Below are 11,898 nucleotides of genomic sequence, written 5' to 3' on the forward strand. Positions count from 1 at the left end.
GCGCGATGTCCGTGTGTCCGGGCAAAGCAGACCGCTCGGCAGGAACGCCGAACGGACCCGAAGACTCGATGACGCAGCCGCCCCCTCCGATCCAGCCTGCGCGGCCGGCGCTCCCGTCCGCGGAGTCCTGGCTGGCCGGGGTGCCGACGCCGGCGCAGCAGCGGCAGGACCGGTACGCCGTGGCGGCGCTGGTGACGAGTCTGCCCGGGCTGGTGCCGATCGCGGTGGTGCTGGCCGGGATCGCGTTACGCCGGATCAAGCGCACCGGCGGCCGCGGCAAGCGGTTCGCGTACGGCGCACTCGTGATCAGCCTGTGCTGGGTGATCATGACCTCGGTCGCCGTGGCGCTCGGCCTGGCCGACCGGATCCGGTCCGGAGTCGGCGAGACCGTGCCGATCGCGCGGGTCGAGGTCGGCCGTTGTTTCGACGCTGATCTGGAGACCGAGACGCTGCGTCAGGTCCGGATCGCGCACTGTGCGAGCCCGCACACCGGTGAGGCCTACGCGACCGTCGGCGCGGAGGTGGCCGGGAAGGACGCCGAAGCGACGCAGACGATCGCCACCCAGCAGTGCGCGACCGCGTTCCGGGAGTTCATCGGCACCCCGTACGAGGATTCCGAGCTGGACATGTACTACGTCGTCCAGGAAAATCGTGCTGTTGCTGACGGCAACGTGTTGTGCCTGGTCGGGATGCCGGGGAAGAAGCTGACCGGCAGTATGCGCGGATCGCAGCGGTAGAAACTGGGGGAAGTCGTGACTCAACCGCCCTACGGACCGGACCCCGGTCGTCCGCAGGACCAGCCGTCGGCGTTCCCGACGTACGGCCGGCCGGAGCAGCCGCCCGCGCCGCAGCAGCCCTCCGGCTGGGCCGCGCCCGGCCAGCCGGCACCGCCTCAGCCGCCACCGTCGGCCTACCCGCAGCCCGCGCTGCCGCCGTACCAGCCCGCCCCGCCGTACCAGCCCGGGCCGTATCAGTCTGGGCCGCCGCAGCCGCAGTACGGCGTCCCGCCGCAGCAGGCGTACCCGGCGGCGTACGGCTACGGCTACCCGGCGCAGGGCGTCACGAAGACCAATCCGATGGCGATCGCCTCGATCGCCTGTGGGCTCGGCGGGCTGGCGACGATGATCTCGGCGCCGTTCGGCGTCGGCTTCGGGATCGCCGCGCTGATCCAGCTGCGGAAGCGGCCGACCGAGACCGGTAAGGGGCTGGCGATCACCGGCATCGTCTCGGGCGCGATCCTCACGCTCGGCTACGGGCTGCTGTTCACGCTGATCGCCGTCTTCAGCTCCAGCGCCGACGACCCGTACGGCGCGCCGCTGCCCGGCTCCGGCTCCTCCGGTACGTACGTCGACTCGCTGGCCGTCGGCGAGTGCTACGACGACGGTGACGAGGACGGCGAGGCCATCCGGCAGGACTGCGCCCACCCGCACGACGGCGAGGTCATCTCGAACGTGACTCTGCCGGACGGCCCGTACCCCGGTGACTCCGAGGTCGACCGGCTCGGCAAGGTTCGCTGCGCCGACGAGTTCGCGACGTACGTCGGGAAGACCGCCGACAAGTCCGAGCTGGACCTGGCCTGGTGGACGCCGACGAAGCGGCTCTGGGAACGCGATCACGACCGGCTGGTCGTCTGTACGGCGTACGGTCCGGAGTCCGGCAACCGGCTGATCGGGTCGGTCAAGGGCACCAAACGCTGATCGATCCCGGGCGCGGCAAGTACGCTGGCCGCGTGGGCATGGTGATGGCGGTGTCGTTCGAGCGCTACGGGCGGCTCTACTACCTGGACCCCGGCCCGCATCGTCCGCGCGTCGGGGAGAAGGTGCTGGTCCCGACCGACGACGGCCCCGAGGTCGCCGAGTGCGTCTGGGCGCCGCAGTACGTGACCGAAGAGGTCGGCGGGCTGCCGGAGTGCGCGGGGATCGCCAGCGCCGCCGATCTGGATCGCGACGAGCAGAACCGCGAACGCCGGGCCGACGCCCGGGTGATCGCGAAGCGGCTGATCCGGCAGCACGACCTGCCGATGAAGGTGGTCGGGATCGACTTCGTCGACCGGCGGGCCGACGTCGACCAGCTGGTGATCGTGTACTTCTCCGCGCCGCACCGGGTCGACTTCCGCGAGCTCGTCCGGGAGCTGGCCCGCGGCCTGCGGGCCCGGATCGAGTTGCGCCAGGTCGGCGCGCGGGACGAGGCGCGGCTGCAGGGCGGGATCGGGCCGTGCGGGCGCGACCTGTGCTGCGCGACCTTCCTCAAGGACTTCGAGCCGGTCAGCGTCCGGATGGCGAAGGACCAGGACCTGCCGCTGAACCCGCTGAAGATCTCCGGCGCCTGCGGCCGGCTGATGTGCTGCCTGAAGTACGAGCACCCGCTCTACCAGGAGTTCAACGCCAAGGCCCCGGCCGTCGGCACCGCGGTGGAGACCCCCGCGGGTGATGGAGTGGTGGTCGGCCACAACGTGCCGAGTGACACGGTCGTCGTCCGGCTGGCGGCGTCCGGGCGGCGCTGCGCCTGTAGCCGGGCCGACGTCTGCTCGCCCCGGCAGCAGTACGAGGCCTCCAGTACGACGACGCCCGACGCCGCCCCGGTCGAGGTCGAGATCCAGCCCCGGGCCGAGGTCGCGACCGACGAGCCGGAGACCAAGGAAGAACGCCGGCAGCGCAAACCCCGCCGCCGGCGTCGCCTGAACACCGACGAGGGAGACCCCGAGCAGTGAAAGCCCGCAGGACGACCGTGGTACTGGCTGCCCTTGCGGTGCTGGTGAGTGGATGTGGCGTGGCGAGCCGGGCGCAGGACGCCGATCGCGGTGGGAGCACCACCGGCGGTGGGCCGAAGCCGTCGTCCGGGCCGGTGGGGCCGATTCCGGCTGGGTTGGAGCAGTTCTACCAGCAGAAGCCGGATTGGGAGCGCTGCGGCAGCGGCCAGCAGTGCGCGACGATCACCGTGCCGCTGGATTACAAGCAGCCCGCCGGGAAGACGATCGAGCTCCGGGCCCGGAAGGTGCTGGCCAAGGATCGCGGCGGCCGGATCGGGACGCTGTTCATCAACCCGGGCGGTCCGGGCGGCTCCGGGGTGGACTTCGCGGAGGCGGCCGGGTTCGTGCTCGGCGCGAGTCTGCTGCGCAAGTTTGACGTGATCGGCTGGGATCCGCGCGGCGTCGGGCAGTCGACGCCGGTCCGCTGCCTGGACACCGAGCAGCTGGACAAGTTCATCGCGACCGACGGTAGCCCGGACGACGAGGCCGAGATCACCGCGCTGAACGACCAGGCCAAGATCCTCGCGAACGGTTGCCAGCAGCGCTCCGGTGAGCTCCTGCCGCATGTCGGCACCAAGGACGCCGCGCGCGATATCGACGTCCTGCGCGGCATCGTCGGCGACGCCCAGCTGAACTACCTCGGCATGTCCTACGGCACCTACCTCGGCGCGACGTACGCCGAGCTGTTCCCGAAGAACGTCGGCCGGCTGGTGCTGGACGGCGCCGTCGACCCGGCCAAGACCTCCGCGGAGAACAACCTCGCCCAGGCGAAGGGGTTCGACACCGCGCTGGATGCCTTCGCCGAGGACTGCGCGCAGCGCGAGTGCCGCCTGGGTAAGTCGAAGGCCGACGTCCTCGCGCAGGTCGACAAGCTGCTCGCCGACACCGACGCCCAGCCGCTCCCGGGGGACGACAACCGGCAGGTGACGCAGGCGGTGGCCGTGCTGGGGGTGATCTACCCGCTGTACGTCAAGGAGTCCTGGCCGCGGCTCGAGGACGCCGTGGTCGACGGGCTGAACGGCAAGGGCGCGCGCTTGCTCGCGCTCGCCGACGAGTACACCGACCGCACCAGCTCCGGTTACGCGAACAATGGCGGCGAGGTCATCTACGCGGTCAACTGCGTGGATCGTCCGGACATCACCTCGCTGGCCCAGGCCAAGAGCGAGGCGGCCGAGTTCACCGCCGAGTCGCCCCGGTTCGGCGCGTACCTGCTCTGGGGTTCGCTGCCCTGTATGAACTGGCCGGTCAAGGCCGAGGACAAGCCGCACCCGATCAAGGCGGCCGGTGCCAAGCCGATCGTCGTCGTCGGGACGACGCGGGACCCGGCGACGCCGTACGAGTGGTCCGTCGGTCTCGCCGAGCAGCTCGAGAGCGGCGTACTGATCTCCCGGGACGGCGACGGCCACACCGGCTACAAGGCCGGCAACTCCTGTGTCGACCAGGCCGTCGAGACCTACCTGCTCCAGGGCGTCGCCCCGGCCGCCGACATCAAGTGCTGAGGGTCAGCTGGGGCGATAGTCGGCGTCGGCGAGTTTGAGGGACGACGTCGCGCGCTCGAGGACGGCGCGCAGGCCGGCCTCGTCCTGCGGGCGGCCGCCGACGGTGATCTCGACCGCCGAGCTCTCGCCGTTGTCGGTGGAGATCCAGCGGGACAGGCCCATCCGCGGGCCGCGGGTCTTGTCGACGTAGGTGTAGACCAGGGTGCCGTTGTCGCGGCTGAGCACGGTCAGCTGCTGCTCCTGGATGCTCCGCTCGCGGTCGCTGACCTGGCGGTCGGGCGACTTGCTGCTGCCGCGGGTGTCGAAGCGGATCTGCCAGACGCCGGTCGGATCCAGGTAGCGCGGGCGGGTGCCGTCCTGGGCGGACCGCCAGCCCGTCGGGATCTCGCTGGTGACCGGGTCCTTCTGGGTGCCGAACGTCTGCGCCGCGTACTGCAGGCTGCCGGCCTGCAGACCGTCGCCGCGGGGTGTCGGCGTCGTGGTGGGCTGACTCGTGACGGTATCGGTGGCCCGATCGCCGTCGTCGCGGTTGCCGTTGATGGCCAGCACGGTGCCGAAGACCGCAACACCGACGGTCATCCCCGCCAGTGTCATCAGCAGCGCCTGGTGCCTGGGCGTGAGCATCCCGACCTCGCTTCCCTGTCTCGCCCCTGATTATCGTCCACGAAGGGGGCGTCACCACAATCGGCGCGTACGCTGGCACGTCGTGACCACGCCCTTCGAGCAGGCCCTGCGGCGCTACGACGCCGGGACGGCCGAGCGCGCCGACCTGAAACTGCTGACCAAGGAGCTGCTCAAGCTGCTGGTCGCCAAGGCCCCCGGCCACGCGGTCGAGGTCCGGGTGCCGCCGTACGGCGCCGTCCAGTGCATCGAGGGGCCGCGGCACACCCGCGGGACGCCGGGCGCGGTCGTGGAGATGCCGGCCGAGCTGTGGATCGAGCTGGCGCTGGGCCGGACCGATTGGCCGGCCGCGCGCGACTCCGGGAAGCTCCGCGCGAGTGGGGAGCGCACGGATCTGAGCGGCTGGTTGCCGCTCGTCACCGAGTGATTACTTACCGGACAGAAAGGGGCCGCGACACCCCGCCCCGGGTGCCGCGGCTACAGATAGAGACGCTCGGCCGGCCCGAAAAGTTCACTATTCGAAGAAAATCGAAAAGATTCCGGGCCGACCGGTATCAGCGACTCGGTCAGCGACCGGCGGTGTTGGTCCGCCAGACGACGGAGCGGCCGTTCACGATCTGCAGGTCGCCGGTGTTCTGCAGCACCAGGACCGAGCCCTTGCGGTTGGTCTTGCTCGACCAGATCGCCTTCTTGGCGGCGCTGTAGACGACCAGGTTGCCGTCGGCCTGCATGGCCGCGAACGCGCCCTTGCTCTGCGTCCGGGTGCTCCACAGCGGGGTCTTGCCCTTGACCAGGACCAGGTTGCCGTCACCCTGCATGTACACCCGGTAGGTGCGGTTCACCGAGGTCATGTACTCCGGGTGCTTCAGCAGCCGGCCGGCGCCGAGCGTGCCGACCACCATGTAGCGCGACCAGTTCGGCTTGTTCCGGGTGTTGTAGATCACCAGGTTCTTGTCGTTCTGGACGACGAGGCGCGCGTTCGCGCTGGTCCCGGTGTTGCTCCGCCAGACGGCGGTCTTGCCGGAGACGACCTGCAGGTCGCCGTTCTTCTGCATCACCAGGACGGACGCCTTGCGGTTGGTCGCGGTCGACCACAGCGCGGTCTTCCCCGCGTAGAGCACCGCGTTGCCGTCACCTTGCATGATGAACTTGTACCGCTTGTCCTTGGACAAGATGTACTGGCCGGCCTTCAGCTTCATGCCGGGCTTCAAGGTGTCCGAGGCCGCGGCGACGGTGGCCGGGGCCGTGGTCGCGGTGGGTGCGGCCTGCGCGGCCACGGGCGCGAGCAGGGTGGCGCCGGCGGCGGCCGCCCCCGCGACGAGCGTGGCGAACACCTTGGTGCGTGCCGACTTGGTCGAGATCATCCGGTTTCTCCGTCTTCAAAGCTGGTACCGACAGTCAGGTGGATTGACGCCGAGGGCAACCAATCGGTTCCACCGTAGAGACAAAAGGGTTCGTTTTAGCACGATCGAACTGACACTATGTGCCAGTGGCAGCAAGTTTCCGAGCGCGGCTGGCCCGGCTGCGTGTCGATCTGACTCCGTGGCGTGGTTCCCGTGACTTCCGGATCCTGGTGGTCTCGGGCTCGATCTTCTTCCTGGGCGCGATGTTCGGCTACGTCGCGCTGCCCTACCAGGTCTATTCGCTGACCCAGTCCAACTTCGCCGTCGGCGCGATGGGCCTGGTCAACATCGTCCCGCTGGTCGTTTTCGGCCTGTACGGCGGCGCGCTCGCCGATCACGTCGACCGGCGGAAGATGCTGATCGGCACCGGTCTCGCGCAGGTCGTCGTCTGCGCCGTCCTGCTCGCGAACGCGCTGCTGGCCGATCCGCAGCTCTGGGTGATCTACGTCTGCGGCGCGCTGAACGCGATCGCCGCCTCCCTGCAGCGGCCGAGCCGGGACGCGCTGTTCCCCCGCGTGGTCAAGCATGCCGAGCTGCCCGCGGCCGTCGCGCTGAACGCGTTGACGCTGCAGGCCGGTCAGCTGGTCGGTCCCGCGCTCGGCGGCGTCCTGATCGGCACGGCCGGCGTGGTCTGGGCGTTCGGGATCGAGCTGGTCGCGCTCGCGATCGCCACCGTGTTGTACATGGGCCTCAAGCCCTACCGCGTCGGGGAGCATTCGCAACCACCGTCGTTACGGGTGATCGGGCAGGGCATCCAGTACGCCGCCCGCCGGAAGGATCTGCTCGGGACTTACGTCGTCGACATGGTCGGGATGTTCATGGCGATGCCGATCGTGCTGTTCCCGGCGTTCGCGACCGAGGTGCTGAAACAGCCGAAGCTGCTCGGGCTGCTCTACAGCGCGGAGGCGGTCGGCGCGTTGCTGGCGACGCTGAGCAGCGGCTGGACGCAGCGCGTTCATCACCACGGCCGAGCAGTCGTGCTGGCAGCGATCTGTTGGGGTGCGGCGATCGGCATCGCCGGGCTGGCGCCGAACATCTGGTTCGCGCTGGTCTTCCTGGCGCTGGCCGGCGCGTCCGACATGGTGTCCGGCCTCTTCCGGTCGGTGATCTGGAACCAGACGATTCCGGACGAGATGCGCGGTCGACTGGCCGGCATCGAGATGCTCTCCTACATGCTCGGCCCGCTGGGCGGCCAGAGCCGGTCCGGTCTGGTCGCTGACCTGACCACCGTGCGGACGTCGATCGTCAGCGGCGGCATCCTCTGCGTCGCCGGAGTCGCTGCCACTGCTGCTGCCTTACGCGACTTCTGGCGGTACGACGCGCGCACCGACGAGCACGCCGTCCGGGAACGCGAGCTGCGCGCCGCCGGAGAGGCGAACGAAGCGTAGGCTTTGTTGCACCATGCGTATCCGTCCGGCAGTTCCGTTCGTGTTGCTCGCAGTGGTCGCCGCTGGCTGTGGTGGCCCTGGCCAGGAGACGGCGCCGAGCGTGCCGCCGCTGGTGTCGGTGCCGACGACGCCGAGCCAGACTCCGACTGAGACTCCGTCGACGCCGCCGTCCGCGAAGGTTGCCGACACGCTCTGCGTGCGGATGGATCAGGCGCTGGTGCAGTCGACGCTCTCGGTGCCGCTGGTGGAGATCCAGCCGAAGCCGGTGCCGGCCGAGTTCGGCGTACCGATCACGTACGACGTCTGTCAGCTCCAGCTGAGCCAGCTGCCGAACGGGCCGGTCCTGCGGGTCGGGGTGTCGCTGCAGCTGGCGACGAAGTCGACGTTGGCTCAGCAGCAGAAGGCGTTGAAGGGGCAGCCCGCGGCCGTCGGCGAAGGCGGTTTCGGGACCGCGACGTCCGTGGTGTTCCTGTTCCGGGGGCGGCTCTACAAGGTCGCTGGGCCCAAGGCGACGCTGGCGCAGTACGTCGTCCTCGCGCAGGACGTCGTCCGGCAGGTGCCGGGCGTGCCGGATCCGGAGCCGATGATCGTCCGGGACGGCTGCGAGCGTGGGACTGCGGCCGTGGCCAAGGTCATGGGTGCGCAGGCGACGTACCGGCGGGACGGCGAGAACGAGCGTGGCGACCTGGTCTGCGGCTGGGTGTCCACGAACGGCGTGCTGACGACGTCGGCTCGGCGTACATCGCAGGCGATAGCGCTGATGACTGCCTTCCGGAAGCTGCCGACCGCGCAAACCATCCCGCTCGGCGAGGAGGCGTACGTCGACTCCGCTACCGGGCGGACCAGCATCCGGTTCGGCGAGGACAAGTTGGTCGATCTGGTGCCGCTGCCGGCCCGCGCGGTGGACCCGGACGCGATGACCCAGCTGGCGTTGGCAGTAGCCCGGTTGTACCGCTGACCACACTTCGGCGTGCGACCGCGTCGCGGGTGTTACTGTGGCGCCGCCGTGGTGTACGGGAAGCCGGTGCGGTACCGGCGCGGCCCTCGCCACTGTGATCGGGAGTTGACCGACCGTTCCCTTCGGGGAGGTCACTGGTGCTTGCTGGGAAGACCAGGTCGGTGAACGCAGTCCCGTCAGCCAGGAGACCGGCCACGGCATGATCCGTCCACGAGGTGCTGGAGGAGCGGTTCCGTGCTGCGTACATCCGTCATGTCGGTTGTGTTGCTGGGTCTGGTGGCCGGGTGTGGCAGTTCGGCGACTGCCGACGCCCCTGGCCCGGGCGCGACGACTGTGAAGAACTGCGGGATCGACGTCACCGTCGACGGCCCGCCGAAGCGGGTGTTCGCGGCGTACCAGCCCGCGATCGAGATGGCCCACGCGCTGGGGATCTCGGACCGCCTGGTCGGTACGGCGTACCTGGACTCCGAGGTGCTGCCGGAGTACGCCGATGCGCAGTCCAAGGCGAAGTACTACAAGAATCTGCCCAGCCGTGAGGAGCTGCTCGCCGCGAACCCGGACTTCGTGCTCTCGGGGTTCAACGACGTGTTCAGCGCCGGCGGCGGTAGCGACGAGAGCTTCGGTAGCCGGAAGAGCCTGTCCGACCTCGGCGTCCGGACCTGGATCTTCAGCCCGCTCTGCCCGACCGCCGACGGCAAGGGCGACGAGGCGATCGACCCGGCCAGCGTCTCGATGAACAACGTGTACGCCGATCTGCGCGACCTGGGCAAGCTGTTCGGGGTCTCGGAGCGCGCGGAGCAGGTGATCGCCGATCAGGAGAAGCGCATCGCGGCGGTCGCGGCGAAGGTCAAGGACGCGCCGAAGCCGACGGTCGCGATCCTGCGGCCGGGGATGGAAGGCGGCGGGCTGACGGTGTCCGGCGGTCCGGACTTCGGGACCGTGCTGATCAAGCAGGCCGGCGGGGTGAACGCCTTCGCGGACCTGACGTCGAAGCGGAACGTGAAGGTCGGCGTCGAGGAGCTGATCAAGCGCAACCCGGACTACATCCTGATCAGCGGGTGCTGCGATGCCGCGCTGACGCCGGCGTCCTCGCAGCAAGAGGTGGCTCGGATTCTGGCGAATCCGGCGTACCAGAACCTGAAGGCGGTGCGGAACAAGCACGTGGTGCCGTGGCTGTTCGCGAACCACTCCGCCGGGGTGCGCGGCGCTTACACGACCGAGGACATCGCCAAGACCATTCACGCCGACCTGTTCAAATGATCAAGGGCGGCGGCTGGCGAGCGGCCGGGCTGCTGTTGTGCTGTGGAGTCCTCGCGGTGGCCGTGCTGCTGTCGCTCAGCGTCGGCAACCAATGGTTCGGCGCGCATGACGTCTATCTGGCCCTCGCGGATTTCAGCGGCAGCGACAACGATCGGGTGATCCGGTATCTGCGGGTGCCGCGGACCGTCGCGGGTCTGCTGGTCGGGGTGGCGCTCGGTTTGGCGGGCGCGCTGATGCAGGGCGTGACCCGGAATCCGCTGGCGGATCCGGGCATTCTCGGGGTGAACGCCGGTGCGGCGGTGGCGGTGGTCGGGGCGATCGGCGTCCTCGGGGTGACGAGTCTGACGGCGTACGTGTGGTTCGCGATGGGTGGCGCGTTGGTGGCGACCGTCGTGGTCTATCTGGTCGGCGCGATCGGGCGGGGCGGTGCGACGCCGGTGAAGCTGGCCTTGGCGGGTGCGGCGATCTCGGCGCTGCTCGGGTCGGTGACGTCGGCGATCACGCTGACGGATCTGTCGACGTTGAACGAGTTCCGGTTCTGGGTGGTCGGATCGCTGACGATGGCGTCCGGGCCGGTGGTCACGCAGGCAGTGCCGTTTGTTGCGGTGGGCATCTTGTTGGCCTTGGTGCTGGGGCGGTCGTTGAACCAGCTCGCGTTGGGGGACGAGCTGGCGCAGTCGTTGGGGACTCGGGTGCTGCTGGTGCGGGTCGTGGCCGGGCTGGCGGTGATGGTGCTGGCGGGGACGGCGACGGCGATCGCGGGGCCGATCGGGTTCGTGGGTCTCGCCGTACCGCATGTGGCGCGTAGCCTGGTAGGGGCGGACTATCGGTGGATTCTGCCGTGGTCGATGGTGCTGGCGCCGGCTCTGTTGCTGCTGGCGGACGTGGTTGGGCGCGTGGTGGTTCGGCCGGCGGAGTTGCAGGTGGGGATCATCACGGCGCTGATCGGGGCGCCGTTGTTCATCGCGCTGGTCCGGCGTCGGCGTACGGCGGAACTGTGAGAACCGTGCGGGTAGGGCCCGTGTCCACTCGGGTGGATGTCGCGAGTTTGGTGGGATCGATCGTCGCGTGGGTGCTCACGTTGGTGGTGGGCGCGGTGTCGTTGACGGTGGGGGACTACCGGATTCCGTTGCCGGTGGTGCTCGACACGTTGGCCGGACACGGGACGCTGATCCTGAACGACATCATCGTGAACAACCGGCTGCCGCGGGTGCTGGTCGGGATCGGCGTCGGTACGGCGTTCGCGGTGTCGGGGGCGATTTTCCAGCGGCTGGCGCGGAATCCGTTGGTGAGCCCGGATCTGATCGGGGTGAACGCCGGGGCCGCGTTGGCCGCCGTCCTGATGATCACGGTGTTCGGGAGTGGCTGGATCCCGGCCGGAGCGCTGGCGGGATCGTTGCTGTCGGCAATTGCTGTTTATCTGTTGGCGTATCGGGGCGGGGTCTCCGGATATCGGCTGGTGCTGGTGGGGATCGGCGTGACGGCGATCATTTCGTCGGCGACGGCGTACTTGCTGACGCTGGCGGATATCTATGCGGCGAAGAGTGCTTCGCAGTGGTTGGCCGGGAGCCTGGCTGGGCGGACGTGGTCGCATGCTTGGGTGATCGGGGTTGCTCTGGTGGTGTTGTTACCGGTGGCCTTGGCTTCGGCGCGGCAGCTGCGGTTGCTGGAGTTGGGCGATGACTTGGCGCGGACGTTGGCCGGGCGGGTTGAGTTGTCGCGGGCGCTGCTGATTGCGATCGGGGTCGCGCTGGCGGCGATGGCGACCGCGGTGGCCGGGCCGGTGGCGTTCGTCGCGCTGGTAGCGCCGCAGCTCGCGCGGCGGCTGGTTCGGGAGCGGGTCGCTGGGTTGCTAGCCGCTGGTGCGCTGGGTGCGTTGCTCGTGGTCGCGTCCGACCTGGTCGCCCGGGAGATCTTCGCGCCGACCGCGCTCCCGGTCGGCGTCATCACGGCGTTCCTCGGGGCGCCGTACTTGCTCGTGTTGATGGCTCGTGCCAACCGCATCGGCCGAGGAGGCTGA

At 69.6% G+C, this 11,898-nt stretch carries 12 protein-coding genes and 1 riboswitch; of the genes, 10 read left to right on the plus strand and 2 right to left on the minus strand.

What is annotated here, in order from left to right; translation table 11 throughout:
* Nucleotides 1-68: 68 nt before the first annotated feature.
* From ACZ6ZD_RS11235 to ACZ6ZD_RS11250, 4 genes are read left to right on the plus strand one after another with little or no spacing between them, the layout of a single operon-like run.
* A complete protein-coding gene (locus ACZ6ZD_RS11235) occupies nt 69-737 on the plus strand; it encodes a DUF4190 domain-containing protein (RefSeq protein ID WP_465670744.1) in 669 nt (222 codons plus the stop codon).
* A gap of 15 nt (nt 738-752) precedes the next feature.
* A complete protein-coding gene (locus ACZ6ZD_RS11240; protein WP_465670746.1) occupies nt 753-1,697 on the plus strand; it encodes a DUF4190 domain-containing protein in 945 nt (314 codons plus the stop codon).
* 38 nt (nt 1,698-1,735) lie between these two features.
* Nucleotides 1,736-2,710, plus strand: coding sequence for a PSP1 domain-containing protein (locus ACZ6ZD_RS11245; RefSeq protein ID WP_465672679.1), 975 nt, complete (start codon nt 1,736-1,738; stop codon nt 2,708-2,710).
* Nucleotides 2,707-4,248, plus strand: coding sequence for an alpha/beta hydrolase (locus ACZ6ZD_RS11250; protein ID WP_465670748.1), 1,542 nt, complete (start codon nt 2,707-2,709; stop codon nt 4,246-4,248). The genes ACZ6ZD_RS11245 and ACZ6ZD_RS11250 overlap by 4 nt, the downstream gene beginning before the upstream one ends.
* Before the next feature lie 3 nt (nt 4,249-4,251).
* On the opposite strand, the gene ACZ6ZD_RS11255 is transcribed toward ACZ6ZD_RS11250, so the two are convergent.
* Complete coding sequence (locus ACZ6ZD_RS11255; RefSeq protein ID WP_465670750.1) at nt 4,252-4,872, minus strand: hypothetical protein; 621 nt, start codon at nt 4,870-4,872, stop codon at nt 4,252-4,254.
* Between the two features lie 82 nt (nt 4,873-4,954).
* Between ACZ6ZD_RS11255 and ACZ6ZD_RS11260 the strand changes: the two genes are divergently transcribed.
* Nucleotides 4,955-5,296, plus strand: coding sequence for a sterol carrier family protein (locus ACZ6ZD_RS11260; RefSeq protein WP_465670752.1), 342 nt, complete (start codon nt 4,955-4,957; stop codon nt 5,294-5,296).
* Between the two features lie 139 nt (nt 5,297-5,435).
* Here the strand turns inward: ACZ6ZD_RS11260 and ACZ6ZD_RS11265 are convergent, their stop codons facing one another.
* Entirely contained in the window at nt 5,436-6,233 is a 798-nt protein-coding gene (locus ACZ6ZD_RS11265) for a hypothetical protein (protein ID WP_465670754.1), read from the minus strand.
* 125 nt (nt 6,234-6,358) lie between these two features.
* Between ACZ6ZD_RS11265 and ACZ6ZD_RS11270 the strand changes: the two genes are divergently transcribed.
* The 5 genes from ACZ6ZD_RS11270 (at nt 6,359) to ACZ6ZD_RS11290 (ending at nt 11,898) form a co-directional block, all read left to right on the plus strand.
* The gene (locus tag ACZ6ZD_RS11270; protein ID WP_465670756.1) at nt 6,359-7,660 is read left to right on the plus strand and encodes an MFS transporter; all 1,302 of its coding nucleotides are present in this window, start codon (nt 6,359-6,361) and stop codon (nt 7,658-7,660) included.
* Between the two features lie 13 nt (nt 7,661-7,673).
* Nucleotides 7,674-8,618, plus strand: coding sequence for a hypothetical protein (locus tag ACZ6ZD_RS11275; RefSeq protein ID WP_465670758.1), 945 nt, complete (start codon nt 7,674-7,676; stop codon nt 8,616-8,618).
* Nucleotides 8,619-8,650: 32 nt separating this feature from the next.
* A riboswitch (cobalamin riboswitch) is annotated at nt 8,651-8,829 on the plus strand.
* 23 nt (nt 8,830-8,852) lie between these two features.
* Entirely contained in the window at nt 8,853-9,878 is a 1,026-nt protein-coding gene (locus tag ACZ6ZD_RS11280) for an ABC transporter substrate-binding protein (protein WP_465670760.1), read from the plus strand.
* Nucleotides 9,875-10,879: a FecCD family ABC transporter permease gene (locus ACZ6ZD_RS11285; protein WP_465670762.1), complete on the plus strand. Its 1,005-nt coding sequence runs from the start codon at nt 9,875-9,877 to the stop codon at nt 10,877-10,879. The genes ACZ6ZD_RS11280 and ACZ6ZD_RS11285 overlap by 4 nt, the downstream gene beginning before the upstream one ends.
* A 20-nt stretch (nt 10,880-10,899) precedes the next feature.
* The gene (locus ACZ6ZD_RS11290; RefSeq protein ID WP_465670764.1) at nt 10,900-11,898 is read left to right on the plus strand and encodes a FecCD family ABC transporter permease; all 999 of its coding nucleotides are present in this window, start codon (nt 10,900-10,902) and stop codon (nt 11,896-11,898) included.

Source organism: Kribbella sp. NPDC104218 (genome assembly GCF_055584105.1).